Source organism: Bradyrhizobium sp. STM 3566, assembly GCF_045571445.1.
Classification (GTDB): Bacteria; Pseudomonadota; Alphaproteobacteria; order Rhizobiales; family Xanthobacteraceae; genus Bradyrhizobium; species Bradyrhizobium vignae.
Genome location: NZ_CP120692.1, coordinates 159,895 through 186,019, shown reverse-complemented (window position 1 = coordinate 186,019; position 26,125 = coordinate 159,895). Strand labels below are relative to the sequence as shown.

Below are 26,125 nucleotides of genomic sequence, written 5' to 3'. Positions count from 1 at the left end.
GAGCTCCGCTGTTCGGTCAAAGCCCCTACCCGCTCGCCAGGCTCTCGATGGTCACATTCCGGTTTGTGTAGACGCAGATGTCGGCGGCAATGTCGAGGGAGCGGCGGACGATGGTCTCGGCGTCCTTGTCGGTGTCGAGCAGGGCCCGCGCCGCGGCCAGGGCGTAGTTGCCGCCGGAGCCGATCGCCATCACGCCGGCTTCGGGCTCGAGCACGTCGCCGGTGCCTGTCAGCACCAGCGAGACGTCCTTGTCGGCCACGATCATCATTGCCTCCAGCCGCCGCAGATAGCGGTCGGTGCGCCAGTCCTTGGCGAGCTCCACGGCCGCCCGGGTCAGCTGCCCCGGATATTGCTCGAGCTTGGATTCCAGCCGCTCGAACAGCGTGAAGGCGTCGGCGGTGGCACCGGCGAAGCCGCCGATCACGTCGCCCTTGCCGAGCTTGCGGACCTTCTTGGCGTTGGCCTTGATCACGGTCTGGCCGATCGAGACCTGGCCGTCACCGCCGACCACCACCTTGCCGCCCTTGCGGACTGTCAAAATCGTGGTGCCGTGCCAGTGAGGTGAGCTGTTCTGGGAATCCTGCATGAAATACCTCGTTGTCCGGCCTGATTTAGGCGGTCAGAGCTGAGGGTACAACGGGCCGTTTCGGGCTCAATTTCGCTCACCATAGGCAGAAGTAGAGGCCCGGCCGGCCGTTCCCGCAGTAGCGAAGGTGTCATTTGGCTGTTAATAGACTGGCGTTTTCGGCTCAAAGCTAGAATGGAAACCGCATTTCAATGCGCACCGCGACGATCAAGCGCAAGACCAAGGAAACCGACATCGAGGTCTCCGTGAACCTCGATGGCACCGGCGTGGCCAATATCGCGACCGGCATCGGCTTTTTCGACCATATGCTCGATCTTCTCGCCCGCCATTCCCGCATCGACCTCACGGTCAAGGCCGTGGGCGATCTGCACATTGACTATCACCATACCACCGAAGACACCGGCATCGCACTCGGCCAGGCGGTCAAGCAGGCGCTCGGCAACATGGCGGGTATCACCCGCTATGCCGGCGTGCACATGCCCATGGACGAGACGCTGTCGCGCGTGGTCATCGACATCTCGGGCCGCCCGTTCCTGGTGTTCAAGGCCGACTTCCCCCGCGACAGGATCGGTGAGTTCGACACCGAGCTGGTGCGCGAATGGTTCCAGGCCTTCGCCATCAACGCCGGCGTGACTCTCCACGTCGAGACCCTATATGGCGATAACAGCCACCATATCGCCGAGTCCTGCTTCAAGGGTCTGGCGCGGGCGCTGCGCACCGCCGTTGCGATCGATCCGAAGGCGGCGGGTGAAATCCCCTCCACCAAGGGCTCGCTGGGCGGCTGACATCTCCGTCTCGCGGCGAACGCGAGCCGGCGGTATCACTGAATTTTCGAGAACGGGGGCATCACCATGCCTGTCTACACAGTTCATGCTCCCAGCCCAGGCGGGGCCGATCTGCGCGCGGGGGACAAATTCGTCTTCGTGCGCGACGGCTTCCATTTCTGGGCGATGATCTTCGGCCCGTTCTGGCTGCTGTGGAATCGGCTGTGGCTGGTGCTCATCGGCTGGCTGATTTTCATGGCGGCATTCCATGCAGGCCTCTCCAGCCTGGGTCTCGGCCGGAGCTCGATCTTCTTCGCCGACATCGTCGTCGCGCTGTTGACGGGGCTTGAGGCTTCCAGCCTGCGGCGCTGGACGCTGTCGCGCGGCAAGTGGCGGCAGCTCGACATCGTCGTCGCCGAGGACCGTGACACCGCCGAGCGTCGCTTCTTCGAGCGCTGGAGCCAGAAGCAGCACGGCATCGTCAACGATCAATGGGCCGTCGATCGCGGCGGCCCGCCGCCGACCCGCGGCGTGCCGGGTCAGCAATTCTCGAACCCGCCGCCGCTTCCGGCCGGCGGCATCATTGGATTGTTTCCAGAACCGGGAGGGTCAAGATGAGCGTCGCCATCATCGATTACGGTTCCGGCAATCTGCATTCCGCCGCCAAAGCGTTCGAGCGCGCTGCGCGCAGTCTGGAGAGCCCGCAAAAGGTCTTCGTCACCAGCGATCCGGACCAGGCCTACGAGGCTGACCGCCTGGTGCTCCCAGGCGTCGGCGCCTTCGCTGATTGCCGGCGCGGCCTTGATGCCGTCAACGGCATGGTCGAGGCGATCACCGAAGCGGTGCGCGTCAAGGCGCGGCCGTTCTTCGGCATCTGCGTCGGCATGCAGCTGATGGCGAGCCGCGGCAAGGAGCACGTCATCACCGAGGGCCTGAACTGGATCGGCGGCGACGTCGAGAAGATCACGCCGCGCGATGAAAGCCTGAAGATCCCGCACATGGGCTGGAATACGCTCGAGGTGCTCAGGGAGCATCCGGTGCTGAACAAGCTGCCGCTCGGCCCCAAGGGCCAGCACGCTTATTTCGTGCACTCCTACCACCTCAACGCCGCCAATGAGGCGGACGTGCTCGCGCGCGCCGATTACGGCGGGCCTGTCACCGCGATCGTCGCGAAGGACACCGCCATCGGTACCCAATTCCACCCCGAGAAGAGCCAGCGTTTCGGCCTGGCTCTGATCTCGAACTTCTTGCGATGGAAGCCGTGATCCTCTTTCCCGCGATCGACCTCAAGAACGGCCAATGCGTGCGCCTCGAGCAAGGCGACATGGCGCGCGCGACCGTTTTCAATCTCAATCCCGCAGCCCAGGCGCAGAGCTTTGCCGAGCAGGGTTTTGAATATCTCCACGTCGTCGACCTCGATGGGGCGTTCGCCGGCAAGCCGGTGAATGCTGAGGCCGTCGTGGCGATGCTGAGGACGATCAAGATCCCGGTGCAGCTCGGCGGCGGCATCCGCGATCTCGCCACCGTCGAGGCTTGGCTCGACAAGGGCATCAGCCGCGTCATCATCGGCACCGCCGCGGTGCGCGATCCCGAGCTGGTGAAGTCAGCGGCGAAGAAATTCCCCGGCCGCGTGGCCGTGGGCCTCGATGCCCGCGACGGCAAGGTCGCGGTCGAAGGCTGGGCCGAGACCTCGCAGGTGACCGTGCTGGAGATCGCCAAGCGCTTCGAGGATGCCGGCGTTGCTGCGATCATCTTCACCGACATCGCGCGCGACGGCCTGCTCAAGGGCCTGAACCTCGACGCGACCATCGCGCTGGCCGATGCCATCTCGATCCCTGTGATCGCCTCCGGCGGTCTCGCCTCGATCGAGGACGTCAAGGCGATGCTGACGCCGCGTGCGAGAAAGCTCGCCGGGGCGATCGCGGGCCGTGCGCTCTATGACGGCCGGCTCGATCCCGCCGCCGCCCTCACCTTGATCCGCAATGCGCGCGCGTAGGAGCTGACCCATGTTCAAGGTGCGCGTGATCCCCTGCCTCGACGTCAAGGATGGCCGCGTCGTCAAGGGTGTCAACTTCGTCGATCTGCGCGATGCCGGCGATCCCGTCGAGGCCGCGATCGCCTATGATGCCGCCGGCGCCGACGAGCTGACCTTCCTCGACATCACCGCGACCCATGAGAACCGCGGCATCATGCTGGACGTGGTCCGGCGCACGGCGGAGGCCTGCTTCATGCCTGTCACCGTCGGTGGCGGGGTGCGCGAGGTGAACGACATCAAGACGCTGCTGCGCGCCGGCGCCGACAAGGTCTCGATCAACAGCGCCGCGGTGGCGCGGCGGGAGTTCGTCAAGGAAGCCGCCGAAAAATTCGGCGAACAGTGTGTGGTGGTTGCGATCGATGCCAAGCGCGTCAAGCGCCCTGGTGGCGACCGCTGGGAGATCTTCACCCATGGCGGCCGCAACTCCACCGGTATCGATGCCATCGAATATGCCCAGGAAGTGGTCGCGCTCGGCGCCGGTGAAATCCTGCTCACCTCGATGGACCGCGACGGCACCAGGCAAGGTTTCGACATTCCGCTGACCCGCGCTATCGCCGACAGCGTTCCCGTTCCCGTGATCGCCTCGGGTGGCGTCGGCAATCTCGACCATCTCGTCGACGGCATCCGCGACGGGCACGCCACGGCTGTGCTGGCCGCCTCGATCTTCCACTTCGGGGAATTCACCATTCGCGAAGCCAAGGAGCACATGGCGCGGCGTGGGCTGCCGATGCGCCTGGATGCCTGACGACTCCGGTTCATAACAATGCTACATTGGCGGACGGGAATGGCCGCCGTGGCCAAATGTATTGCCAAGCGTGTTTCCGAGTAAGTCCGATGCCGCGTTTCACGATCCATGATCTGGCCGAGACCATCGACGCCCGCGCGGCTTCCGGGGGCGAGGCCTCCTATACCCGCAAGCTCCTCGACAAGGGCGCCGAGCATTGCGCCAAGAAGTTCGGTGAGGAAGCAGTCGAAACCGTAATCGCTGCAGTCGAAAACGATCGCGCGCATCTGATCGCCGAGAGTGCCGACCTGCTCTATCATTTCCTTGTCTTGCTCAAGGCCCGCGGCGTAAAGCTGGAGGAGGTCGAAGCCGCGCTGGACAAGCGGACGAACATGTCAGGGTTGGAAGAGAAGGCGTCGCGCAAGGGCGGCTAGACAAGGGCGAATAGATCGCAACGGGAAGACGACGTCATGGATATCCGCGCACCCGAGCAGCAGTATAATCCGTACCGCGTCTATACGCGCGAGCAGTGGGCGCGCCTGCGGGACGATACGCCGATGACGCTGGAGCCGGGCGAGTTCGACCGGCTGCGCTCGCTGCACGATCGCCTCGACCTGCAGGAGGTCGAGGACATTTATCTTCCGCTGTCGCGCCTCTTGTCGATCTACGTCGATGCGACGCAGCGGCTGTATTACGCGGAGCGCCAGTTCCTCAACATCAGGGATCGCAAGGTGCCCTATATCATCGGCGTCGCCGGCTCGGTGGCGGTCGGGAAATCCACCACGGCACGCGTGCTCCAGGCGCTGCTGGCGCGCTGGTCGCCGCGGCCGAAAGTCGAGCTGATCACCACTGACGGATTTCTCTATCCCAACGCGGTGCTCGAGCGGCACGGCATGATGCAGAAGAAAGGTTTTCCGGAGAGCTACGATCTGCCGCTGCTGCTCAGCTTCCTCTCCGACATCAAGGCCGGCCGTCGCCATGTGCGCGCGCCGGTCTATTCGCATCTGACCTACGATATCGTGCCGAACCAGTGGGCCGAGATCGACCAGCCCGACATCCTGATCGTCGAGGGCGTCAACGTGCTGCAAACCGGCAAGCTGCCGCGCGACGGCAAGGCGGTGCCCGTCGTTTCCGACTTCTTCGATTTGTCGGTCTACATCGACGCCGAGGAAGCGGCGCTGCGGCAATGGTACATCAAGCGCTTCCTGGCCTTGCGCGACACCGCATTCACCGATCCAAAATCCTACTTCAACCGCTACGCGCTGCTGTCGGATGAGGAAGCCACCGCCACTGCGATTGCGATCTGGGAACGCACCAACCTCGCCAATCTCGAGGACAACATCCTGCCAACCCGCCCCCGCGCGACGCTGATCCTCAAGAAGGGCGCCGACCACACGGTGGAGAGCGTGGCGCTGCGGCGGCTGTAATCGCGCCGGTGAGCGTCGCCTTAGGCGAATTTAGAAGCTGAGGGTCTTTTGTTGCAGACCAACGAGGGGTATTGGGTCATGGCCTTCGAAAACGCGAGGGCACACCATGGTTGATCGTCTCAGAAGCGCTGCGGAGCAGCTGGAAGCACCGATCTGTCCGGACTGCCATATCGAGATGAAGTGGTTCCGCTCGGAACTGCTCGCAGACGAGCCGACCCCGATCATCGCGCATCTCTTCTTGTGCCCGCATTGCAAGCGCGCGGCTCAGGCGGACACCGTTTTCAAGAGCACCCAAGCGCCGCCGGGCAAGCGCGCGGCGCCGCGTTTTCTTGCTCGTGCCGAAGAGTGGATCGTCCCGCCAGTCGGCCCGAAGGTCCGCTCTGCCCCCGACCTGCCCCGCGCCATCGCTGGTGCGAGCCAGGGACGCGCGGCTCAAGCGCGTTCATGCGCAAATCCTCTATTGCAGATGCCCCGAGGATGGTGATGCGCAGCGCGATCGACTTCAATTGCCAATTGCCTATTGCCGGCTGAACTCAGGTTCTCGTGAGGTTAGGGACGGCCAGATGTCGGGATGCGGCCAACCCGGCCAGCGCCTCTTCCAGTTTCTCGCGGTCGAGCGGCTTGATCAGAAACCCGTTCATGCCCGCCTCGAAGCAGGCATGGCGATCTTCCACCAGCGCGTTGGCGGTGAGCGCCAGGATCGGCGTGTGGTGGCTGCCGCTGGCCGCCTCATGTGCGCGGATGCGCTTGGTCGCTTCGATGCCGTCGAGCTGCGGCATCTGGATGTCCATCAGCACGAGATCGTAGGGCGTGCCGGCGGATGAGGCAGCGAGCCAGGATTCCAGCGCGGCCTCGCCGTGGACGGCGATGACGACGCGGTGGCCGAGTTTCGTCAGCAGCGAGCGCATCAACAGCGCGTTGATCTCATTGTCTTCGGCGACGAGGATCGAGAGGCCTTTCGATGGTGCTGTGCCGGCGGATGCAGCCGGCGGCTCCGGCGCGAGATCGGGGGAAGCGACCTCCGGCGTCAGGGCGAGGCGTGCGGCGAGCGAGGCCGCGCGCAGCGGCTTCACCAGAAAGCCGGTGAAGGCCGGCGACAGCTTCTCGTGGCGCGAGCTCGACGTCAGCAGCACGAGGCGCTGCAATGCATGCGCGCGGGCTGCGTCACCGAGATGGTCGGCGACGGCGGGACCGATCGCGCGATCGATCAGCACCGCGTGCCACGAGCGTTCCGGCAGCAATGCTTCGGCGACGGCCGCGTCGGCAACCATGCAGGTCTGGCCGCCCCAGCGCTCGAGGCGCCGCGCGATCAACGAGGCTTCGATGCCGTCGGCGACGAGGAGCATCGACTTGCCGGTGAGATCGGGGCTCGGAAATTGCGTCTGTCCGGCGCCGGCTTGCGACGGCGGAAGCGGCACCGCGACCTCGAAGGTCGAGCCCTTGCCCGGCTCGCTCGTGAGCGTGATCCGGCCGTCCATGCGCTTGACGATTCGCTCGCTGATGGCAAGGCCGAGCCCGGTGCCGCCATAGGTGCGGGCGACGCGCTCGTCGGCCTGCTCGAACTCGCGGAAGATGCGCTGCTGTGCTTCGGCGGCAATGCCGATGCCGGTATCGCGGACCAGGAAGCTGATCTCGTTCGGCCAGATGCCGGGCTCGACGATCAGCGCGACGCCGCCCTTGCTTGTGAACTTGATGGCGTTGCCGGCGAGGTTCAGCAGCACCTGGCGCAGCCGTGCGGCGTCGCCGACCACCTCGAGCGGCAAGCGCTCGTCGACATAGGCGGCGATCTCGAGCGCCTTCGCCTGCGCGCGCGGCGCGAGCAGCTCGGTGATCTCCTCGACCAGGGTCGAGAGCGCGAAGGGACGCTGATCGAGATCGAGCTTGCCGGCCTCGATCTTGGAATAGTCGAGCAGCTCCTCGATCAGCGCCATCAAGGCTTCGCCCGAGGTCTTCACCGCCCTGGCATAGGTCGCCTGCTCCGGCGTCAGCGTGGTGTCGAGCAGGAGGCCGCCCATGCCGATGATGCCGTTCAGCGGCGTGCGGATCTCGTGCGAGGCCATCGCGAGGAAGCGCGATTTGGCGCGGTTGGCGGCATCGGCCTGGTCACGCGCGTCGGAGAGGGCGCGTTCGGTCTCAGTGCGATCGGTGACGTCGCGGCCCACGCTCTGCAATTCGGCGGGTTGTCCGGCGTCGACGCGGACATAGCCCTCGCGCCAGGCGATCCAGCGCGCGCCAATCGGGGTTGCAATCTTCTGGTCGTGGATGCGCGTGCCGTTGCTCTCGCGGGCGCTTTCGCCCTGCTCCAGCACGTCGAAGTCGAAGCGCGTGCCGACCAGCGCGCTGCGCGTCTGTCCTGCGAGTGCGCAATAGGCCTCGTTGGCAAAGGTGATGCGGCCGCTCGTGTCGCGCAGCACGATGAGGTCGCCCTGCTGCTCGAACAGGCTGCGGGCGCGTTCTTCCGATTCCTTCAGCTCCCAATTGCGGTCGATCAGCGCTTCGTTGTGGGCTGCGAGCGTCCGCAGCCGCTTGTTGACGAAACGCAGGCGCATGCTCAGCGTCGCAAGGCCGAGGCAGGCGAGCGCGAACAGGAAGCTCGCACCGATCGCAAAGGCGTGCGGATCGTAGCCGGAATTCTCGGCCCGGCTGCCGGTCACGAAACCATAGGCGCCGCCGAAGGTCGCCGAGAAAATCATGAAGGAGCGGATTGCGAAGGCGACCCTGGGATGCTGCCGCCTGAAGCGGCGCATGCGCACCTTGATCCGGAACGTCCGACCCATCGCCTCCGACCCTTGCCTGAAACCCCGCTGCCGCGAGCGACGATGGCCTGCCGACCTTGCGAACAGCTTGATGCTTCGGCGCTGCCTCCAAACAGGGTTGACGGGGCCTTAACGGTTCAGAGCGAGGCGGCCTGGAAATGGCGTTGGCCGCCGCGGGCGCCGACGATCAGCGCCGCCGCCTCGCGCTGCGAGAACGTCTTAGAGCGCACATAGATGCGGTAATCCGCAGGTCCTTCGCTGGAGAGATAGATCACCTGGCCGCCATCGACCGGCTGCGCGGCAATCGAGACAAGGCGCGTCGACGGATTGGCCTGGCAGGAGTCCGGCTCGTCGCCGAGGCCGTCGTCGACCACGGCGAAATCCGCAGCGCCCGCATCGTCGGTGATCTGGACCCGCACCGTGGCCCGCGCAGGATCATCGGTGAAGGCGACATGCACGCCGGCGGTCCAGAACAGGGAGGTGAGCTCGACCGATGTTTCGCCCAGCGCGATGCAGGGATGCGAAACCGATCCGATCTCGGCGCGGGCGAACACCGCAGCCGCCAATACAGGAACAACCGAGGCCAGGACCTTGAAACGCAACATGACGCTCTACTCGCCGGGCCCTGGGGAGAACTCGTTGGGCCTTATGGTTTGCAGAGCGTAAAGGAAACTCGTTACCGCCGGGTTGACGCGCGCGGCGCTTACGCGATCTGCCGCACATCCTCCGCGAGTGCGCGGTAGGAGAGCGCTTCGGCGAGGTGCAGCCGGCCGATCTTGTCGGCATGGTCGAGGTCGGCCAGCGTGCGCGCCACCCGCAGCACGCGGTGATAGCCGCGCGCCGACAGGCGCATGGTCTCGGCGGCATCCCTCAACAGCTTCTGGCCCTGCGCGTCCGGCTTCGCGATCTCCTCCAGTACCGAGGCTGGCGCCTCGGCATTGGTGCGGACATGGGGCAAGCCTGCATCCGCATAGCGCGCGAGCTGGATGTCGCGCGCCGCCGCGACGCGCGCGGCGACCTCGGCAGAGCCCTCCGCGGCGGTGGCAGGATCAGGTCGGCGGCGGTCACCGCCGGCACCTCGATGCGGAGATCGATGCGGTCCATCAGGGGACCGGAGATGCGTGCCTGGTAATCGCCGGTGCAGCGGTCGATGCGCCCCCGCTTGCAGGCATAGCCGGGCTCGAACGCATTGCCGCAGCGGCAGGGATTCATCGCCGCGACCAGCATGAAGCGGGCAGGGTAGGTGACGCGGTGATTGGCACGCGACACCGCGACCTCGCCGTTCTCCAGCGGCTGGCGCAGTGAATCCAGCACGCGCGGATCGAACTCCGGCAGCTCGTCGAGGAACAGCACGCCCTGATGCGCCAGCGAGATCTCGCCGGGCTTGGCGCGCGCGCCGCCGCCGGTGAGCGCGGCCATGCTGGCCGAATGATGCGGCGAGCGGAACGGGCGCCGCGCCGTCAGCGCGCCGCCCTCGATCTCGCCGGCGACGGACGCAATCATCGAGACTTCGAGCAGCTCGCCCGGCGACAGCGGCGGCAGGATCGAGGGCAGGCGCGCGGCCAGCATCGATTTGCCGGCGCCGGGCGCGCCGATCATGAGCAGATGATGCCCGCCGGCGGCCGCGATCTCCAGCGCGCGCTTGGCGCTCTCCTGGCCCTTGATGTCGCGCAGGTCGAGCGTGGAGGCGGCGGCCTCATGCACTCTAGGCGAGGGCCGCGACAGCACCTGCGTGCCCTTGAAATGGTTGGCGATCTGGATGAGCGAGCCAGCCGCAATGATCTGGATGTCCGGGCTCGCCCACGCCGCTTCGGAGCCGCAAGACGCAGGGCAGATCAGCCCTTCCTCGCGCATATTGGCGCCGATCGCGGCCGGCAGAACCCCGGCCACCGGCGCGATCGAGCCATCGAGGCCGAGCTCGCCGAGCACGGTGAAGCCGGCCAGCGCATCCGGCGGGATCGCCCCGATCGCGGCCATCAGCCCGAGCGCGATCGGCAGGTCGTAGTGGCTGCCTTCCTTCGGGACGTCGGCCGGTGCCAGATTGACGGTGATCCGCCGCGCCGGCAGCGCCAGCCCCGAGGCGAGCAGCGCCGAACGCACCCGCTCGCGCGCCTCCGACACCGCCTTGTCCGGAAGGCCGACGATGGCGAAGGCCGGCAGGCCCGGCGCGACCTGCACCTGCACGTCGACCGCGCGGGCCTCGATCCCCTCAAAGGCGACGGTAGAAACCCGTTGAACCATGCCCGAACCAGCCTGCTCTGTCCTGCAATTAGGGGTAGCAGAGGGCGGCCGTTCTCGCAAGAACAATACAGGAACAATGCTTAGAGCCCGCGCAAGTCCTAATCAGTCGTAAACGCGACGCTGAGACTACGTCTCGAATGCCGGCTTCCGTCCTCAGCACATTCCAACGAATGTCCGCTACTCCTGGGCTCGCGGGATGGGCCGTGATCTAACAAGTGAAGAAGCAAGATGCTGGTAAATCGCCGGAGAAGCGAACGTCGGGTGTGCAGCCGGCTCGCCAAGATCCATTTTGGGGCGGGCTCGCTGCCGCGGGATTGCACGATCACGGATATTTCGGATGGCGGCGTGAAAGTGGTGGCGGAATTCCTGGAAGTGCCGCCGCAATTCACCATCATCTTCGCGCCTGATTATTCCCGCCAATGCCGCCTGCGCTGGCGCATCGGCTGCGAATTCGGTGCCGAATTCGTCGACTGAACCTCAACAGGCGCGCCTCCTTAACGGGACTTTAGCGTTAATGGGTAAGCATCTCTGATCAGTTGCCGAGTGATCAGAGTATGTCCAAGCGTTCGTTCCTCGCTTTTCCCCCGGCGAGATATCTGTGTTCCGCCGTACTGATCCTTGCCCTCGGCGGCTGTCAGACCACCGGCATCGAGGACGTCACCGGTGCGCTCGGCGGCAAGCAGGCGTCCGTCGCTGAGGCCGACAGCAAGGCCGACGCCAGGCCGGAGATGGACGCACTTCGCGAGCGTTATCGTGCCAAGCCCAGCGATCCCGCAATCGCGATCGAATACGGCAAGGCGCTGCGCGACAGCGGCCAGCGCGCGCAGGCGGTCGCGGTGCTCGAGCAGGCCGTGCTCGCCCGTCCCGGCAACAAGGCGCTGCTCGCCGGCTATGGCCGCGCACTCGCCGACAACGGCAATTTCCAGCAGGCCTTCGACGTCCTCGGCCGGGCGCATTCGCCGGAGGATCCCGATTGGCGCATTCTGTCGGCGCAGGGCGCGGTGCTCGATCAGCTCGGCCGCAACGAGGAAGCCCAGCAATATTACGCCGCGGCGTTGAAGATCGTGCCGAACGAGCCGACCGTGCTGTCCAATCTCGGACTGTCCTATATGCTGCAAAACAATCTGTCGAAGGCCGAACAGGTGCTCGGCCGCGCTTATCAGCGCAATCAGAACGATGCGCGGGTCCGCGCCAATCTGGCCCTCGTGCTGGGATTGCAGGGGCGCGAGGCCGAGGCCGAAATCCTCGTGAAGGCAGATTTGCCGCCGGACCAGGCAGCGGCCAAGGTCGCGGCGCTGAAGCAGCTGCTGGCAAAGAAGCAGCAGCGGGCGGACAAGTAATCCGCCCCTCTGATGTACCCTATGACGCCTTGCGATGCGGGGCCGAGCCGCGCCCTGACCTGCCCTTCAGCTTCTTCAACAGCGGCTCGAGCAGCGAGCGCTTCGGCTTCTTCACGTCGCCGCGGCCGGCGAGGCGGTTCGCCATGTTCTGGAACAGGAGGGTGGTGCTGTGGGTCTTGGAGACCTCCGCGATCATCTGGCCGTTATTGGCCGCGGTCGAGAACAGTTTCGAATCGAACGGGATCACCGCGATCGGCTGGCTCTCCATGGTCTTGGCGAACGCCTTGACCTCGATCTCCGCGCGCCGGTGCATGCCGACCTGGTTGAGGCAGTACAGCGGCGGCCGGTCGTTCGGCCGCGCTGTCTTCAGAACGGTCAGCATGTTCTTGGTGTTGCGCAAGTTGGCGAGATCGGGCTCGGCCACGATGACGATATCGTCGGCGTTCACCAGCGCGCGTCGCGTCCAGCCGGACCATTGATGGGGAACGTCGAGCACGATGCACGGCGTGGTCATGCGCAGCGTGTCGAACACCGCGTCAAAAGCTTCGGCACCGAAATCGTAGACGCGGTCGAGCGTGGCGGGCGCCGCAAGCAGGCTGAGGCGATCGGTGCATTTGGCGAGCAGGCGCTCCATCAGCGCCGTGTCCGGCCGGTCCTGCGACAGCACCGCGTTGGCGATGCCCTGCACCGGGTCCTGGTTGTAGTCGAGACCCGCCGTGCCGAAGGCGAGGTCGAGATCGATCACGACGGAATCGAGCGAAAGGTCTCGCGCGATGGTCCAGGCCAGATTATGCGCGACGGTGGACGCGCCGACGCCGCCCTTGGCGCCGACCACCGCGATGACGCGGCCGGTGATGATGGCCTCGGACGCCGAGAACAGGCTGCAGATCGAGCGGACCACGTCGAGGGTTTCGACCGGTCCGACCACGTAGTCGTTGACGCCGCGGCGCACCAGCTCGCGATAGGGCGCGGTGTCATTGGGGCTGCCGATCACGACCACGCGGGTGCCGGGATCGCAGACGCCGGCGAGGTCGTCGAGTCCCTCCAGGATGTCGCGCGTGCCGTCGGACTCGATGACGATCACGTTCGGTGTCGGCATCGATTCATAGGCTTCGATTGCTGCAGCGAGGCCACCGTCCTTGGCGGTGAGGTGAGCCTTGGCGAGCCGGCGATCCTGGCCCGCCGCGGTCACTGCCTTGAGCGTCTGCTCGGTCTCGCAAAAGGCTTGCACCGAAATGCGAGGAACAGGCGCGATATGTTCGTCGGGGTGCAGCGGATCGTCCGCGTCTTCTTCGTCAAGCCGTGTCATTTGCCGGTATCGCTGAGTTTGGCCTTGTCGGATTCGGGAGAGGGCGTCGCGATCGGCGTGCCCTTGCGGTAACGGTCGAAGGCGATGTCGCGCCGTGCGGTATAGGCGGGTGTCTCGGCGCGCGGCTGCTCGAGGTCGGCCGGGTTGTCGATCATCGCGGCGAGATTGCGCTGGCTGGCGCAGCCCAGATTGAAATAAGGCCGGTTCTCGTTGTAGCCGGGGTCGAGGATGGAGGGGCCGACGTCTTCCGGCCACAGCCCGCACGGCCCGGCGACGGCCGCGATCTTCGAATAACTCAGGCGAATGGTCGGCAGCAGCCCGGGATCCTCAGGACGGTAGGGATGCTGGACGATGGCGCGCGACGGCACGCCGCCGGACGTGAGCACGGAGCGGATCTCCTGATAGGTCGCAGCAGCCGCGCGCGAATTGGCGGTGTCGGCGGGCACGTCGACGACGACGGAGCCGGTGCCCTCGCGCACCCAGTCCCGCGCGATGCCCGCGACGTCCGCATGCTGTGCAGCCGAGAGGCCGCCGCGCGCCTTGCCGACGAAGATCACGATCGACTTCTTGCCTTCCTGCACCGCGATCGGGTGGCGCTGGCGATAATCGGTCGGCACCGTCTGGGTGACGATCTCCGTGGTGTTGCAGGCGCCGAGCATGACAGAGAGCCCCGTCAGTGCCAGCGTGATCCGCAAATTGCGACGTCGATCGGCTGATGTTGTCGTCATCGCCTGGTCCCCTTTGCCCCCGTTTCGCGCCCCGGTCCCCAAACCGTTCGTCTCAGTCGATGATGAAGCCGAAATCACCGGGCGTGCCGGCGACCGGATCGACACGGGTCGCGATGCCGTAGAGGCGATTGACCCGGCCGAGCAGCGCCCTCTGCGCGTCCGAGGCCGGCGCGAAGCCGTCGTCGGGCCGCGACAATTCCTTCTGAGCGACCGCGCGCACCACATAGGGCGTCACGATCACCATCAGCTCGGTCTCGTTGTTGACGAAGTCCTGGCTGCGGAACAGCGCGCCGATGATCGGCACCTGGTCGACACCAGGCAGCCCGTTGATCGCCTGCTTGGTCTGTTGCTGGATCAAGCCGGCCATCGCCATCGAACCGCCCGAGGGAATTTCCAGCGTGGTCTCGGCGCGGCGGGTCTGGATCGATGGAATGGTGATCGAGTTGTTCGCGAACGAGGACACGGCCTGCGTCAACGTGATCGAGTTGGTGTTCGACAGCTCCGAGACCTCCGTCATCACGCGCAGGCTGATACGGCCTTCGCTGAGCACGACCGGCGTGAAGTTCAGGGAGATGCCGAACTTCTTGTAGGTGACCTGGGTGGTGCAGACGTGAGTGACCGGATCGCAGGCATAGCCCCCGGGGATCGGGAATTCGCCGCCGGCGACGAAAGTGGCGGATTCGCCCGAGATCGCGGTCAGGCTCGGTTCGGCCAGCGTGCGCATGACACCGGCGCTCTCCATCGCCCGCATGGTGGCGTTGACGGTGGCAACGCCCTTGGCGAGCCCGGAGACGCCGAGCCCATTGCTGCCGACGATCGGCCCGCCGGAGACCGAGAACGGGTTGGAATTGTTGAAATTCACCACGGCGGTGCCGGCGTTCAGGCTGGCGCTGAGATCGACGCCGAGCTGCTTGACGATATCGCGGCGGACCTCGCCGACCACGACCTTGAGCATGACCTGATCGCGGCCGCGCACCACGATGTTGTTGACGACCTTGTCCGAGCCGCCGACGAGCTTTGCGGCGACGTCGCCGGCCTGCTGAGCCTCGACCGGGCTCGACACCGAGCCGGTCAGCATCACGCTGTCGCCGACGCCTTCGATCTGGACGCCCGGCAGCGACTGGCGCAGAGCGGCGCGCATGCCGTTGAGGTCGCGCTTCACCGCGATGTCGTAGGAGGCGACCTGCTGGCCGTCGGCGGCGAAGAACACGACGTTGGTCTGGCCGACCTGGCCACCGATGATATAGGCGCGCTGGGCCGAGCGGATCACCGCATTGGCGATCTTGGGGTCGGCCACCAGCACGTCCTTGACCTCGCGCGGCAGGTCGATGACGACGGACTTGCCGATGCCGAGCGACAGAAAGCGCGTCCGCGCCGGTGCGATCGTCGCCACCGACGACACGCCGAGATCCGACGCCTGCATCGGCTCCTGGTCGCCGACCGGCGCATCCGCAGCACTGAGCACGCCGGGGGCCGCGAGCCCCAGTATCAATATCGTCCCCGCCAGGAGCGCGCGCGCGCGCTTCCCCCGAATGCGCAGGCCGGTCCGATCACCCCCGTAGTTCATGCTGTCCCCATCACCTCTGTGACGTCAGTTGCCGTGCCGGCACGCCATAACGGATCACGTTCACGCCGCCCGGGCGCTTGATCGCCTGGTCCTCGGGTGTGCCGTCGACCGCGTTGGCATCGACGATGCTGCGCAATGCGAGTGTCAGAGTGCCGCCCTGGCGTGCGGCCGAGAGCGTGGCGACCTGGTCGGGCCGGAGCTCGAGCGTGACGGTCTTGCCGATCACGGCGTTCTGGCCGTCCTTCTCCTTCGGCGCCTGGTCGATCGCGAGCACGCGGATGTTGGTCAGAATGACCTCGGACAGGACGAGATCGTTGCCGCCGGTCGGACCGTTGGTGTTACCGTCGGGATTCTTCAGGCGGCGGGTCAGGACGATGTCGACGCGATCATTCGGAAGGATGAAGCCGCCGGCCCCGGTTTCGGCTGAAATCTCGCTGGAGACGGCGCGCATCCCGGAGGGCAGGATAGCGGCCATGAAGCCGGAGCCTTCGGCCTTGACCAGCTTCTGCTCGCGGATCGGCTCGCCCTGCATCAAGGGCACGCGCGCGATCGAGCCGGCGATCTGGGTCTGCGCCTCGGGCCGGCTGTCGCGGCGAATGAAGGCGCTGCTCGCAGTCGCCGCCGGCCAGGCCTGCCATTGCAGGTCGTCGGGCTTGACGGCTTGGCCGAGCTGGATGTCGTTCTTCGCGACAAGGACCTCGACCGTCGGCAGCTTCTCGGCGGCCGGGAGGGCGGGCGCGGGTGCATTCTGATAGCCGCTCGCCAGATACGCAGCGACGCCGCCGGCGCCGAGAGCGATGACGAGAACGACGATGCGTGCGGTATTCATACGTTTCTACTCTTACGCGGGGCACTCGAACCGCACCTGGCGTGTTCCCCCGCGTCGATGAGTAGGGAGTAAAAGTATAAGGGGTGTTGCGAGGCCGAACGCGATCGCCGGCCAGCGATGCTGGTTTTCGGCAGATGGTGAACGTCGCGTTATCTGAGGCCACGCGGCTCCGTAGATTCACGCATCCCGACGCGCGCATTTGGATGAGACGCGGGGCGTCATGGTGAACGGGTGGTTAGTGAAAAGGGCCTGCCTGAAGCCGCGTGATTGTACCGGCGAGACGGCAGCAAGGCACCACAACATCGGTGTCGTCCCGGCGAACGCCGGGACCCATACCGCGTGATATCTCGGCTGTAAAAGATAGAAGTACCAACGGCGAGTTTTCGCCACACCACGTCCTGTGGGAATGGAACCGGATCGGCGCTCCGCTTCGCTGCGCTTGTCCGGGACGGCGTTGGAGAGAGATCATACGCTCTCGTAGCAGCGTGCGCGGAAGCTACTTCTTCCGCTTCTGCTCGATCACGTCCCAGATCTTCGCCGCGACATCAGGGCCGCCGAGCCGCGAGATGGCGCGGATGCCGGTCGGCGAGGTGACGTTGATCTCGGTGAGGTTGCCGTTGATGACGTCGATGCCGACGAACAAAAGGCCGCGCTCGCGCAGCGCCGGGCCGAGCGTGGCGCAGATCTCGCGCTCGCGCGGGGTGAGCTCGGTCTCCTGCGCCGCGCCGCCGCGCACCATGTTGGAGCGCAGGTCGTCGGTGGCCGGCACGCGATTCACCGCGCCGGCGAACTCGCCGTTGACGAGGATGATGCGCTTGTCGCCGTGCTTCACCTCGGGGATGAACTGCTGGATCACCCAAGGCTCCTTGAATGTGACCGAGAACATGTCGAACAGCGAGCCGAAATTCATGTCCTGCGGCATCACGCGGAATACGGCCGCGCCGCCGTGACCGTGCAGCGGCTTCATCACGACGGCGCCGTGCCTGTCGCGAAACGCGTTGATCTCATCCAGGTCGCGCGAGATCAGCGTCGGCGGCATCAGCTGCGGAAAATCCATCACGAACAGCTTTTCCGGCGCGTTGCGCACGGAGGCAGGATCGTTGACGACCAGCGTCTTCGGATGGATGCGCTCCAGGAAATGCGTCGAGGTGATGTAGGCGAGGTCGAACGGCGGGTCCTGGCGCAGCAGCACCACGTCAAAACCGTTCAGCGCTTCGCGCTTGGGCTCGCCCAAGGTAAAGTGGTTGCCGGGCTCGTCGCGCACGGTCAGGAGCTGAACCGGAGCGACCAGCTCTTCGCCGACCATGGAGAGCTTGTCGGGCGTGTAATAAGACAGGCCATGGCCGCGCCGCTGCGCCTCCAGCAGCAGCGCAAAGGTGGAATCGCCCTTGATGTTGATGCGGGCGATGGGATCCATCTGGACGGCGACGTTCAGTTTCATGATCTGCCTTTCAGGTCGAGGCGTCGAATGCCGCCAACACATGGCGCGGAAGCGAGCGCGGCGCAATCAGCATGGCGTCGAATCGCAATTCGAATTCGGCATGCTCGGGATGCGCCACAAGCCAGCCTTGGGCGGCGTCGATGATGCGCTGCTGCTGGCGCGGCGTCACGGCGAAAGCAGCGTCATCCAGGCTCGCCCGCGCCTTGACCTCGACGAAAGCGATCAAATTGCGGCGGCGCGCCACGATGTCGATCTCGCCATACGGGGTGCGGTAACGTTTGGCGAGGATGCGATAGCCCTTGGCCATGAGGTATGCGGCGGCGCGGCTCTCCGCGGAGATGCCGGTGCGGAACGCGGCGACGCGCTCGGGCGAGGCGACCTTCGGTTCCGCCGGAGGGTCAGTCTTCGCCATCGCCGCCTCGCAGGTCCTTTGCGAGCTCGAGCGCGCGGGCATAGACCTCGCGGCGCGGCCGGCCCGACAGTGCCACCGCATGCGCCACGGCATCCTTGACGCTGTTGGCGGCAAGCTGCTCGCGCAAGAGACCGTCGAGCGCATCCGATGCCAGCACGTCGGCGTCGGCTGCAGGCGGACCGATCACGAGAACGAATTCGCCGCGCGTCTCCGGCGCGTCGGCTTGCCGCGCGAACTCGGCGAGGGGGGCACGCCTGACCTCCTCGTGCAACTTGGTCAGCTCGCGGCAGACCGCTGCCTCTCGTTCACCCATGATTTCGGCGAGATCGGTCAATGTGGCCTGCATGCGATTGCCCGATTCGAACATCACCAGCGTCGCGTCGATGCGCGCAAGCTCGGCCAGGCGTGCGCGGCGCGCTGCCGATTTCGCCGGCAAGAAGCCCTCGAAGAAGAAGCGGTCGGTCGGCAATGCAGCGACCGACAGAGCTGCCAGCACCGAGGATGGGCCGGGCAGCGCATACACCGGATGGCCCGCAGCGCAGACCTCGCGCACCAGCTTGAACCCGGGGTCGGAGATCAATGGCGTGCCGGCATCCGACACCAGAGCGACCGAGCCGCCTTGCGCCAGCACTTCAAGAATCTTCGGGCGCGCCGCTTCCGCATTGTGCTCGTGATAGGGCTTGAGCTGCGCCGCAATCGCATAGCGTTCGGTCAGGCGGCGCGTGATGCGGGTGTCCTCGCAGGCGATGACATCGACGCCGGCGAGCGTCTGAAGCGCCCGCAGGGTGATGTCGCCGAGATTGCCGATCGGTGTCGCCACCAGATGGAGGCCCGGCGCGACCTTCGGCGCGGCAAACCGATGGGCATCGATGGAGAAGCCGCGCATGGCGGCGTCTTGAGCTTCAGGCGTATTTATCGGGGCCGGCTTTGCGCGCATAATGAGGTCAACTTAGGCACGATCCGCAGGGCTGGGAACCGGCTGGCGGAAAAAGATCGTGCGGAGGTGAGGGGCGGGGAGCGGACGGGAATGTGGATCACGTTGAGAGGTAATCAGGGCGCTTGCGCCATATTCACGACGGAAACGCCGCCTTGATGCTGAATGAGTGATGGTGAACAGCTGCCGGGACGGGGAGGCGGCCGTGTTAAGCGCTTGTTATCCTTTTGTTTTGGTTAACCATTTGCCGACAATATGCCTGAATTCGCGGGCTTGTGCCGCGGAAGCAATGTCATGACCGGCCGGCGACGGCCGGTCAGAAGAGAAGCTGCCATGGTGGGCCCGCGTCATCCAAAGTCTCCCATTCCGGGGTCCCGATTGTCGGGAGCGACCCGCCGGAGTGCGCTTGGCCTGTTGCTCGGTGCGCCCGTGCTGTCGGCCTGCGCCGGCGTGCAGCAAGGTCTCAGCCAGTTCTCCAACCCGTTCTCAAGCTCCACACCGCCGGCCCAGCCGGCGGGTCCCCAGCAGCAGGCGACGACCGCCGGCACCGGCGGCGTGAAGGTCGGTCTGATCTTGCCGCTCTCGGCCGCCGGCAATGCGGGCCTCGCCGCGCAATCCATGCGCAATGCCGCCGAGATGGCGCTGGCCGAGTTCCAGAACCCGAATATCCAGCTGCTGATCAAGGACGACAATGGCAGCCCGCAAGGCGCACAGGCCGGCGCGCAGCAGGCGGTCGACGAAGGCGCCGAGATCATTCTCGGGCCGCTGTTCGCGCAGTCGGTGCCGGCGGTGGCACAGGTCGCGCGCACGCGCGGCATTTCCGTCCTCGCCTTCTCGACCGATTCCAGCATCGCCGGACGCGGCGTCTATCTGCTCTCGTTCCTGCCGGAGTCCGACGTCAACCGCATCGTCGAATATTCCGCCAGCATCGGAAAGCGCTCCGTGGCCGTGCTGGTACCCGACAATGCCTATGGCAATGTCGTCGAGGCCGCCGTGAAGGCGGCCGTTCCGCGGCGCGGCGGACGCATCGTCGCCTTCGAGAAGTACGGCGCCGATCGCGCCACGCCGGCGCGCACCGTGGCGCCGCAACTCGGCAGCGCGGATGCGCTGTTCATCGCCGATGACGGCGATGCCGTCGTGTCGGTGGCAGATGCCATGACCGCGGCGGGCGCGAACCTGCGCAACATCCAGCTGCTCGGCACCGGCTTGTGGGACAATCCGCGCGTCTATGCCAGCGCGGCGTTGCAAGGCGGCCTCTATGCCGCGCCCGACCCGGCCGGCTTCCGCGCCTTCTCCGGCCGCTACCGCACCAAATATGGCGGCGAGCCGGTGCGAACCGCCACGCTCGCCTATGACGCGGTCGCCCTCGTCGCCGCGCTCGCGCGCACGCAGGGCGGCCAACGCTTCTCCTCCGATGTGCTCACGAATCCTTCTGGCTTCGCCGGCATCGACGGCCTGTTCCGCTTCCGCGCCGACGGCACGAATGAGCGTGGGCTCGCAGTGATGAAGGTGACGCAAGGCGGCGGCGTTGCGGTCGCGGGCTCGCCGAAGAGTTTTGGGGCGTAGCCGGTTCTCCCCTTCGTGCGGGACGACGACGGGGAGAGAGCTCAGGCCGCCAGATCCGCTACCACGGCATCCAGCACCGGAAATCCGCTGCTGGTCACGCGCAGCCGTCCCGTTGCATCGACCGTGATGGCGCCCTCCTCGCGCAGGAGCGCGATGCGGCGGGGATCGAGCGGGCGGCCAGAGAGTGCCCTGTAATGCTCGGGGTCGATGCCTTCGGCGAGACGCAATCCCATCAGCAGGAATTCGTCGGCGCGCTCCTCGCTGTTGAGCAGCTCGTCGGTGACGATGCCATCGCCGTTGGTTTCGACCCGCATCAGCCAGGCCTCGGGACGCTTCTCGGTGGCGGTGGCGTGCCTGATGCCGTCGATGTCGAGGCGGCCATGCGCGCCGGGGCCGATGCCGGCATATTCCTCGCCACGCCAGTACACCAGATTGTGCCGGCACTCGGCGCCGCGCCGCGCGTGATTTGAAATCTCGTAGGCGGGCAGGCCGAGCTTGTCGCAGGTCTCCTGCGTGACATCATAGAGCGCGCGTGCGGCGGCTTCGTCCGGCGTCTTCAATTTGCCGGCCTGGTGCAGGCCGAAGAACGGCGTGCCTTCCTCGATCGTCAATTGATAGAGCGACAGATGCTCGGCCGCTTCATCAATGGCGTGCCGCAGCTCGTCGGCCCACATCGCCGGCGTCTGGTCGGGGCGAGCGTAGATCAGGTCGAACGAATAGCGATCGAACGAGCGGCGCGCGATGGCGACGGCATCGAGCGCCTCGCGCGCGCTGTGCATGCGGCCGAGCGCCTTCAGCGAGGCGTCATCGAGCGCCTGCACGCCGAGCGAGACGCGGTTGACGCCGGCAGCGCGATAGCCGGCAAAGCGCGTGGCTTCGACGCTGGTCGGATTCGCCTCCAGCGTGACCTCGACGTCGCCGGCGACAGCCCAATGCTTGCCGATCGCATCGAGCACCGCGCCGACGGTTGCAGGCTGCATCAGCGACGGCGTGCCGCCGCCGAGGAAGATCGAGGTCACCTCGCGGCCCGGCGCACGCCGTGCGGTCGTTTCGATCTCACGTCCGAAGGCGGAGGCGAAGCGCGCTTCGTCGATCGCGGCGTGGCGGACATGGCTGTTGAAGTCGCAATAGGGACATTTCGACAGGCAGAACGGCCAGTGCACGTAGACGCCAAAGGCTTCCTTAGCGCGGCTCAAGGCAGATCTCCGCCAGTTTCACGAAGGCGCGGGCGCGATGCGACAGGCCGAGGCCGAGCGGTGGCAGGCCGTGCTTCTCGACGCTTTCCATCTCGCCGAAGGTACGGCTGTGGCCATCGGGCAGAAACATGGGATCGTAGCCGAAGCCGGCATTCCCGCGCGGCGGCCAGACCAGCGTACCGTCGACGCGCGCCTCGACCTGTTCGAGATGATCGTCGGGCCAGGCAACGCAGAGCGCGGAGACGAAATGCGCTCTTCGGCGGTCGGGCGTGGTGGCGCCGCGCTCCTGCAACAGCCGCTCGATCTGCGCCATCGCCGCCGCGAAATCCTTGTTTGGGCCGGCCCAGCGCGCCGAGAAAATGCCGGGCGCGCCGTCGAGCGCGTCGACGACGATACCGGAATCGTCGGCGAAAGCAGGAAGCTTGGTCGCCTTCGCCGCGGCGCTCGCCTTGATCGCGGCATTGCTACGGAAGTCGTTTCCGGTTTCCTCGGGCTCGTCCAGACCGAGCTCACCGGCCGACACCGCCTCGATCCCATACGGCGCAAGCAGCTCCTTCATCTCGGCGAGCTTGCCGGGATTGTGGGTGGCGATGACGAGCTTGTCCGTGATTCGGCGGTGCATGGCCTATTGACTACGCCACGGCCAGTTTCTGCAAGTCCACCAGACGCGCGACGCCCTTGCGCGCCAGCGCCATCAACGCCAGGAACTCGGTTTCGGTGAACGGCTCGCGTTCCGCGGTGCCCTGCACCTCGATGATGCGGCCATCCCCGGTCATGACGAAATTGGCGTCGGTCTCGGCCTCGGAATCCTCGGCATAGTCGAGATCGAGCACCGGCGTGCCGTTGTAGATGCCGCAGGAGATCGCGGCGACGTTGTCGCGCAGCACGTTGGCCTTCACCATGTTGCGCGCCTTCATCCAGTTGACGCAATCGGCGAGCGCGACCCAGGCGCCGGTGATCGAGGCCGTGCGCGTGCCGCCGTCGGCCTGGAGCACGTCGCAATCGACCGTGATCTGGCGTTCGCCGAGCGCTTCGAGATTGATGATGGTGCGAAGCGAGCGGCCGATCAGGCGCTGGATCTCGACGGTGCGGCCGCTCTGCTTGCCGACTGAGGCCTCGCGGCGGGTCCGTTCCGAGGTCGCGCGCGGCAGCATGCCGTATTCGGCGGTGACCCAGCCGCGGCCCTGGCCCTTCAGCCAGGGCGGCAGGCGGTCCTCGAGCGTGGCGGTGACCAGCACATGGGTGTCGCCGAATTTCACCAGGCACGAGCCTTCCGCATATTTGACCACGCCACGCTCCAGCGTCACGGGGCGCAATTCGTCGGGCGCACGGCGGCTTGGCCGCATGGGAAATCCTCCAAAACTCACGGGAAAAGGCTGTTCGCGGTGCTTGTAGGTGGGGCAGGGGTGGGCGGCAAGGTTTTTTCACCCCTCGCCTTCGAGGCCGCAAACGCCCCGCTTGTCAGAACCGCCCTGGATGGACAAATTATGAGCATCTGAGAGGAGTTACCGTCTGTGGCCCATCACGATCCGATCCATCTGATCGCGCCGCGCGCAGGCCTCGCCCAGCTCAACGAGCGTTCCCGCGACATCTTTCGTCAAATTGTCGAAAGCTATCTCGCGACCGGTGAGCCGGTGGGCTCGCGCAATATTTCGCGCCTGATCGCGATGCCGCTGTCACCGGCCTCGGTCCGCAACGTCATGGCCGATCTGGAACAGCTCGGCCTGATCTATGCCCCGCACACTTCGGCGGGCCGGCTGCCGACGGAACTAGGCTTACGCTTCTTCGTCGATGCCCTGATGCAGGTCGGCGACCTCAATGAGGCCGAGCGGCAGTCGATCCAGAGCCAGCTCTCCTCCGTCGGCGAGGCGCAGTCGGTCGAGGCGGCGCTGGACCAGGCCCTGATGCGGCTCTCCGGCCTGACCCGGGCCGCCGCTGTCGTGTTGACACCAAAATCCAATGCGCGGCTCAAGCACATCGAATTCGTCCGCCTGGAACCGGAGAGGGCGCTGGTGATTCTGGTCGGCGAGGACGGCCAGGTCGAAAACCGCGTGCTGACGCTGCCGCCCGGAGTTCCCTCCTCGGCTCTGATCGAGGCTGGCAATTTCCTCAATGCGCGAATCCGCGGCCGCACGCTGGCCGAGGCGCGGCTCGAGCTCGAAACCGCGCTCGCCGAGGCCCGCGCCGAGCTCGATCAGCTGACGCAAAAGGTGATCTCGGCCGGCATTGCCAGCTGGTCCGGCGGCGAGAACGAGGACCGCCAGCTCATCGTTCGTGGCCATGCCAATCTGCTCGAAGATCTGCATGCGCTGGAGGATCTGGAGCGGGTGCGCCTGTTGTTCGACGACCTCGAGACCAAGCGGGGCGTCATCGACCTGCTCGGCCGGGCCGAAACCGCCGAGGGCGTACGCATCTTCATCGGCAGTGAGAACAAGCTGTTTTCCCTGTCGGGGTCCTCCACCATCATCGCGCCCTATCGGGATGCCGCCGGCCACATCGTCGGCGTTCTCGGCGTGATCGGCCCGACGCGGCTGAATTATGCCCGCGTGATCCCGACCGTGGACTACGCCGCCCGTATCGTCAGCCGCCTGCTGGGGGGCTGACCGGCGTTTCCGCCGATCACGGGCGCTTGATTTTCGTGGCCTCAGGCACGATATCCGGGCCAACAATCCCTGGAAACGAGTTCGAGAATAGAGCCGATGACCGAGCAAGACCGGCAACCCGAAGACACGACTGCAGCGACCGGCGAGCCCGTGGTGTCAAAACCCTACATCATGCCCGACGATCCCGAGCCCGGCTCGGTCGAGACGTTGCAGAAGGAGGCCGCCGAGGCGCGGGACCGCATGCTGCGGACGCTGGCCGAGATGGAGAATTTGCGCAAGCGGACCACCAAGGAGGTCGCTGACGCCCGCCTCTACGGCATCACCGGCTTTGCGCGCGACGTGCTCGACATCGCCGACAATCTCCAGCGCGCGCTCGACGCCGTTCCGGCCGAAGCCCGTGCCGCGGCCGATCCCGGCCTGATCTCGCTGATCGAGGGCGTCGAGCTCACCGAGCGCTCGCTGCTCAACGCGCTGGAAAAGCACGGCGTGAAGAGATTCGATCCGCAGGGCCAGAAGTTCGACCCGAACTTCCAGCAGGCGATGTTCGAAGTGCCCGATGCCTCGGTGCCGGCGGGCACCGTGGTGCAGGTCGTGCAGGCCGGCTACACAATCGGCGAGCGCGTGCTGCGCCCGGCGCTGGTCGGTGTCGCCAAGGGCGGCGCGAAGGCGGCGACCGCGGCCAACAACAACAACGAGTCGAGCGGCGCGCCGAACTGAGCGGTAAGCGACGAGTCATTCCGGGGCGGCTCGCAGAGTCGAACCCGGAATCCGGTGCGCAATTGCGCACCGGAGTTCGATGCTTTGCATCGAACCGGAACGACTGATCGTAAATCTTACGCGCTCACCGCGATATCCGCAGACTGAATCCGCTTCACGCCGGCCTTGGCCATGTCGGCCCAGGCCTTTGCCAGCGAGCCCTGGGTGTCGATGCCGCGGCAGGCGTCTTCCACCACATAAACCTCGAAACCCGCCTTGCGCGCGTCGAGCGCGGTCCAGGCGACGCAGAAGTCCGTCGCGAGCCCTGCAACGAAGACGCGCTTGATCTTGCGTCCCTTCAGGTAGCCGGCAAGCCCCGTCGAGGTCTTGCCGTCGGCTTCGAGGAAGGCCGAGTAGCTGTCGACGTCCTTGTGAAAACCCTTGCGGATGATGAGCTCGGCGTGCGGGATCGACAGGTCCTTCGACAGCGAAGCGCCATCGGTGCCCTGCACGCAATGGTCGGGCCACAGCACCTGCTTGCCGTAGGGCAGGTCGATGGTCTCGAACGGCTTCTTGCCTGAATGAACCGACGCAAACGAAATGTGGCCGGGCGTGTGCCAGTCCTGTGTCATCACCACGTTGGAAAACGCCTTCGCGATTCTGTTGATGACGGGCACCACCTGCTCGCCTTCCTTCACCGCGAGGCTGCCGCCCGGCAGGAAGCAGTTCTGCACGTCGATCACGAGCAGGGCTGATGCGTCGTCCGGCTTGATCGACGCGGCCGCGAACAGCGCACTTGGCGCGAGCGTCGCCAGTGCCGTCGTTCCAAGCATTGCCAAGACGTGTCGCCGATCCAGCATCGTTCGCCTCCCCTTAGGATGATCCAACGGAGGGGAGCGTAGTTCCGTTCGTATACGAACAGAAGCCCGAAAATGCAGCCGGTCTTGGTGAGGGGTTGGGCTCGCGGCGTG

The 26,125-nt window shown here is 66.0% G+C and carries 27 protein-coding genes and 1 pseudogene; 13 read left to right on the top strand and 15 right to left on the bottom strand.

The annotated features are described in order from the left end of the window. Positions 1–25: 25 nt before the first annotated feature. Positions 26–586: an ATP-dependent protease subunit HslV gene (hslV, locus tag P6U27_RS00875; protein WP_122400248.1), complete on the bottom strand. Its 561-nt coding sequence runs from the start codon at positions 584–586 to the stop codon at positions 26–28. 191 nt (positions 587–777) lie between these two features. Here hslV and hisB point away from each other — a divergent pair, with 191 nt between their 5' ends. The 8 genes from hisB to P6U27_RS00835 all read left to right on the top strand — a co-directional run bounded on the left by hisB (position 778) and on the right by P6U27_RS00835 (position 6,020). Further along, entirely contained in the window at positions 778–1,371 is a 594-nt protein-coding gene (hisB, locus tag P6U27_RS00870) for an imidazoleglycerol-phosphate dehydratase HisB (protein WP_129144357.1), read from the top strand. A 66-nt stretch (positions 1,372–1,437) separates the two neighbouring features. Beyond that, positions 1,438–1,968 (top strand): DUF2628 domain-containing protein, encoded by a 531-nt coding sequence (locus P6U27_RS00865; RefSeq protein ID WP_129144358.1) that lies wholly within the window; start codon positions 1,438–1,440, stop codon positions 1,966–1,968. Further along, positions 1,965–2,615, top strand: a complete 651-nt coding sequence (gene hisH / locus P6U27_RS00860; RefSeq protein WP_122400246.1) for an imidazole glycerol phosphate synthase subunit HisH — start codon at positions 1,965–1,967, stop codon at positions 2,613–2,615. The genes P6U27_RS00865 and hisH overlap by 4 nt, the downstream gene beginning before the upstream one ends. Further along, complete coding sequence (gene hisA / locus P6U27_RS00855) at positions 2,612–3,346, top strand: 1-(5-phosphoribosyl)-5-[(5-phosphoribosylamino)methylideneamino]imidazole-4-carboxamide isomerase (RefSeq protein ID WP_122406307.1); 735 nt, start codon at positions 2,612–2,614, stop codon at positions 3,344–3,346. Before hisH ends, hisA begins: the two co-directional genes overlap by 4 nt. 10 nt (positions 3,347–3,356) lie before the next feature. Beyond that, the gene (gene hisF, locus P6U27_RS00850; RefSeq protein ID WP_100233257.1) at positions 3,357–4,130 is read left to right on the top strand and encodes an imidazole glycerol phosphate synthase subunit HisF; all 774 of its coding nucleotides are present in this window, start codon (positions 3,357–3,359) and stop codon (positions 4,128–4,130) included. Positions 4,131–4,219: 89 nt separating this feature from the next. Continuing rightward, positions 4,220–4,543, top strand: coding sequence for a phosphoribosyl-ATP diphosphatase (locus tag P6U27_RS00845; RefSeq protein ID WP_027577145.1), 324 nt, complete (start codon positions 4,220–4,222; stop codon positions 4,541–4,543). 36 nt (positions 4,544–4,579) lie between these two features. After that, a complete protein-coding gene (coaA, locus tag P6U27_RS00840; RefSeq protein WP_407193562.1) occupies positions 4,580–5,536 on the top strand; it encodes a type I pantothenate kinase in 957 nt (318 codons plus the stop codon). A 106-nt stretch (positions 5,537–5,642) separates the two neighbouring features. Further along, positions 5,643–6,020, top strand: coding sequence for a hypothetical protein (locus P6U27_RS00835; protein ID WP_245162748.1), 378 nt, complete (start codon positions 5,643–5,645; stop codon positions 6,018–6,020). A gap of 49 nt (positions 6,021–6,069) precedes the next feature. On the opposite strand, the gene P6U27_RS00830 is transcribed toward P6U27_RS00835, so the two are convergent. The 3 genes and pseudogenes from P6U27_RS00830 to P6U27_RS00820 form a co-directional block, all read right to left on the bottom strand. Continuing rightward, positions 6,070–8,313, bottom strand: a complete 2,244-nt coding sequence (locus P6U27_RS00830; protein WP_407193561.1) for an ATP-binding protein — start codon at positions 8,311–8,313, stop codon at positions 6,070–6,072. A 116-nt stretch (positions 8,314–8,429) separates the two neighbouring features. Continuing rightward, positions 8,430–8,897: a hypothetical protein gene (locus tag P6U27_RS00825; protein ID WP_129144360.1), complete on the bottom strand. Its 468-nt coding sequence runs from the start codon at positions 8,895–8,897 to the stop codon at positions 8,430–8,432. Positions 8,898–8,995: 98 nt separating this feature from the next. Next, positions 8,996–10,533, bottom strand: a pseudogene (locus tag P6U27_RS00820) (YifB family Mg chelatase-like AAA ATPase). A gap of 228 nt (positions 10,534–10,761) precedes the next feature. Between P6U27_RS00820 and P6U27_RS00815 the strand changes: the two are divergent. Continuing rightward, positions 10,762–11,007 (top strand): PilZ domain-containing protein, encoded by a 246-nt coding sequence (locus P6U27_RS00815; protein WP_028145870.1) that lies wholly within the window; start codon positions 10,762–10,764, stop codon positions 11,005–11,007. A gap of 80 nt (positions 11,008–11,087) precedes the next feature. Then, the gene (locus P6U27_RS00810; protein WP_129145739.1) at positions 11,088–11,873 is read left to right on the top strand and encodes a tetratricopeptide repeat protein; all 786 of its coding nucleotides are present in this window, start codon (positions 11,088–11,090) and stop codon (positions 11,871–11,873) included. A 19-nt stretch (positions 11,874–11,892) separates the two neighbouring features. On the opposite strand, the gene P6U27_RS00805 is transcribed toward P6U27_RS00810, so the two are convergent. From P6U27_RS00805 to rsmI, 7 genes are all read right to left on the bottom strand, one after another. Beyond that, the gene (locus P6U27_RS00805; protein ID WP_407193560.1) at positions 11,893–13,182 is read right to left on the bottom strand and encodes a CpaE family protein; all 1,290 of its coding nucleotides are present in this window, start codon (positions 13,180–13,182) and stop codon (positions 11,893–11,895) included. Then, positions 13,179–13,910, bottom strand: coding sequence for a CpaD family pilus assembly protein (locus P6U27_RS00800; protein ID WP_129145738.1), 732 nt, complete (start codon positions 13,908–13,910; stop codon positions 13,179–13,181). The genes P6U27_RS00805 and P6U27_RS00800 overlap by 4 nt, the downstream gene beginning before the upstream one ends. A gap of 52 nt (positions 13,911–13,962) precedes the next feature. Continuing rightward, entirely contained in the window at positions 13,963–15,477 is a 1,515-nt protein-coding gene (locus P6U27_RS00795; RefSeq protein ID WP_129145737.1) for a type II and III secretion system protein family protein, read from the bottom strand. 10 nt (positions 15,478–15,487) lie between these two features. Then, positions 15,488–16,306 (bottom strand): Flp pilus assembly protein CpaB, encoded by an 819-nt coding sequence (gene cpaB / locus P6U27_RS00790; RefSeq protein ID WP_407193559.1) that lies wholly within the window; start codon positions 16,304–16,306, stop codon positions 15,488–15,490. 496 nt (positions 16,307–16,802) lie between these two features. After that, a complete protein-coding gene (gshB, locus tag P6U27_RS00785; RefSeq protein ID WP_122400234.1) occupies positions 16,803–17,747 on the bottom strand; it encodes a glutathione synthase in 945 nt (314 codons plus the stop codon). A 10-nt stretch (positions 17,748–17,757) separates the two neighbouring features. Beyond that, positions 17,758–18,159, bottom strand: a complete 402-nt coding sequence (locus tag P6U27_RS00780; RefSeq protein ID WP_129145734.1) for a YraN family protein — start codon at positions 18,157–18,159, stop codon at positions 17,758–17,760. Further along, complete coding sequence (gene rsmI, locus P6U27_RS00775; RefSeq protein ID WP_122400232.1) at positions 18,146–19,096, bottom strand: 16S rRNA (cytidine(1402)-2'-O)-methyltransferase; 951 nt, start codon at positions 19,094–19,096, stop codon at positions 18,146–18,148. Before rsmI ends, P6U27_RS00780 begins: the two co-directional genes overlap by 14 nt. A gap of 330 nt (positions 19,097–19,426) precedes the next feature. Between rsmI and P6U27_RS00770 the strand changes: the two genes are divergently transcribed. Beyond that, positions 19,427–20,659 (top strand): penicillin-binding protein activator, encoded by a 1,233-nt coding sequence (locus P6U27_RS00770; protein ID WP_209294885.1) that lies wholly within the window; start codon positions 19,427–19,429, stop codon positions 20,657–20,659. Between the two features lie 41 nt (positions 20,660–20,700). On the opposite strand, the gene hemW is transcribed toward P6U27_RS00770, so the two are convergent. The 3 genes from hemW to rph are packed head-to-tail and all read right to left on the bottom strand — an operon-like array spanning position 20,701 to position 23,201. Continuing rightward, positions 20,701–21,855, bottom strand: coding sequence for a radical SAM family heme chaperone HemW (gene hemW / locus P6U27_RS00765; RefSeq protein WP_129145732.1), 1,155 nt, complete (start codon positions 21,853–21,855; stop codon positions 20,701–20,703). Beyond that, positions 21,842–22,477: an RdgB/HAM1 family non-canonical purine NTP pyrophosphatase gene (gene rdgB / locus P6U27_RS00760; protein WP_129145731.1), complete on the bottom strand. Its 636-nt coding sequence runs from the start codon at positions 22,475–22,477 to the stop codon at positions 21,842–21,844. Before rdgB ends, hemW begins: the two co-directional genes overlap by 14 nt. 10 nt (positions 22,478–22,487) lie before the next feature. Continuing rightward, positions 22,488–23,201, bottom strand: a complete 714-nt coding sequence (gene rph, locus P6U27_RS00755; RefSeq protein ID WP_122400228.1) for a ribonuclease PH — start codon at positions 23,199–23,201, stop codon at positions 22,488–22,490. A gap of 168 nt (positions 23,202–23,369) precedes the next feature. Between rph and hrcA the strand changes: the two genes are divergently transcribed. After that, complete coding sequence (gene hrcA, locus P6U27_RS00750) at positions 23,370–24,458, top strand: heat-inducible transcriptional repressor HrcA (protein WP_122400227.1); 1,089 nt, start codon at positions 23,370–23,372, stop codon at positions 24,456–24,458. Positions 24,459–24,554: 96 nt separating this feature from the next. Next, complete coding sequence (gene grpE, locus P6U27_RS00745; protein WP_122400226.1) at positions 24,555–25,175, top strand: nucleotide exchange factor GrpE; 621 nt, start codon at positions 24,555–24,557, stop codon at positions 25,173–25,175. Between the two features lie 116 nt (positions 25,176–25,291). Here the strand turns inward: grpE and pncA are convergent, their stop codons facing one another. Continuing rightward, the gene (gene pncA, locus P6U27_RS00740; protein ID WP_122400225.1) at positions 25,292–26,014 is read right to left on the bottom strand and encodes a bifunctional nicotinamidase/pyrazinamidase; all 723 of its coding nucleotides are present in this window, start codon (positions 26,012–26,014) and stop codon (positions 25,292–25,294) included. Positions 26,015–26,125: the final 111 nt, after the last annotated feature.

Bases quoted from the DNA above. Each gene is read 5' to 3' on its own strand.
- hisH (WP_122400246.1), top strand. From the start codon at position 1,965: ATGAGCGTCGCCATCATCGATTACGGTTCCGGCAATCTGCATTCCGCC.
- P6U27_RS00810 (WP_129145739.1), top strand. From the start codon at position 11,088: ATGTCCAAGCGTTCGTTCCTCGCTTTTCCCCCGGCGAGATATCTGTGT.
- hisB (WP_129144357.1), top strand. From the start codon at position 778: ATGCGCACCGCGACGATCAAGCGCAAGACCAAGGAAACCGACATCGAG.
- pncA (WP_122400225.1), bottom strand. From the start codon at position 26,014: ATGCTGGATCGGCGACACGTCTTGGCAATGCTTGGAACGACGGCACTG.
- P6U27_RS00795 (WP_129145737.1), bottom strand. From the start codon at position 15,477: ATGAACTACGGGGGTGATCGGACCGGCCTGCGCATTCGGGGGAAGCGC.
- cpaB (WP_407193559.1), bottom strand. From the start codon at position 16,306: ATGAATACCGCACGCATCGTCGTTCTCGTCATCGCTCTCGGCGCCGGC.
- grpE (WP_122400226.1), top strand. From the start codon at position 24,555: ATGACCGAGCAAGACCGGCAACCCGAAGACACGACTGCAGCGACCGGC.
- hslV (WP_122400248.1), bottom strand. From the start codon at position 586: ATGCAGGATTCCCAGAACAGCTCACCTCACTGGCACGGCACCACGATT.
- hisF (WP_100233257.1), top strand. From the start codon at position 3,357: ATGTTCAAGGTGCGCGTGATCCCCTGCCTCGACGTCAAGGATGGCCGC.
- rdgB (WP_129145731.1), bottom strand. From the start codon at position 22,477: ATGCACCGCCGAATCACGGACAAGCTCGTCATCGCCACCCACAATCCC.
- P6U27_RS00780 (WP_129145734.1), bottom strand. From the start codon at position 18,159: ATGGCGAAGACTGACCCTCCGGCGGAACCGAAGGTCGCCTCGCCCGAG.
- P6U27_RS00800 (WP_129145738.1), bottom strand. From the start codon at position 13,910: ATGACGACAACATCAGCCGATCGACGTCGCAATTTGCGGATCACGCTG.
- P6U27_RS00835 (WP_245162748.1), top strand. From the start codon at position 5,643: ATGGTTGATCGTCTCAGAAGCGCTGCGGAGCAGCTGGAAGCACCGATC.
- gshB (WP_122400234.1), bottom strand. From the start codon at position 17,747: ATGAAACTGAACGTCGCCGTCCAGATGGATCCCATCGCCCGCATCAAC.
- P6U27_RS00825 (WP_129144360.1), bottom strand. From the start codon at position 8,897: ATGTTGCGTTTCAAGGTCCTGGCCTCGGTTGTTCCTGTATTGGCGGCT.
- P6U27_RS00815 (WP_028145870.1), top strand. From the start codon at position 10,762: ATGCTGGTAAATCGCCGGAGAAGCGAACGTCGGGTGTGCAGCCGGCTC.
- rsmI (WP_122400232.1), bottom strand. From the start codon at position 19,096: ATGCGCGCAAAGCCGGCCCCGATAAATACGCCTGAAGCTCAAGACGCC.
- P6U27_RS00770 (WP_209294885.1), top strand. From the start codon at position 19,427: ATGGTGGGCCCGCGTCATCCAAAGTCTCCCATTCCGGGGTCCCGATTG.
- rph (WP_122400228.1), bottom strand. From the start codon at position 23,201: ATGCGGCCAAGCCGCCGTGCGCCCGACGAATTGCGCCCCGTGACGCTG.
- P6U27_RS00805 (WP_407193560.1), bottom strand. From the start codon at position 13,182: ATGACACGGCTTGACGAAGAAGACGCGGACGATCCGCTGCACCCCGAC.
- P6U27_RS00830 (WP_407193561.1), bottom strand. From the start codon at position 8,313: ATGGGTCGGACGTTCCGGATCAAGGTGCGCATGCGCCGCTTCAGGCGG.
- coaA (WP_407193562.1), top strand. From the start codon at position 4,580: ATGGATATCCGCGCACCCGAGCAGCAGTATAATCCGTACCGCGTCTAT.
- P6U27_RS00845 (WP_027577145.1), top strand. From the start codon at position 4,220: ATGCCGCGTTTCACGATCCATGATCTGGCCGAGACCATCGACGCCCGC.
- P6U27_RS00865 (WP_129144358.1), top strand. From the start codon at position 1,438: ATGCCTGTCTACACAGTTCATGCTCCCAGCCCAGGCGGGGCCGATCTG.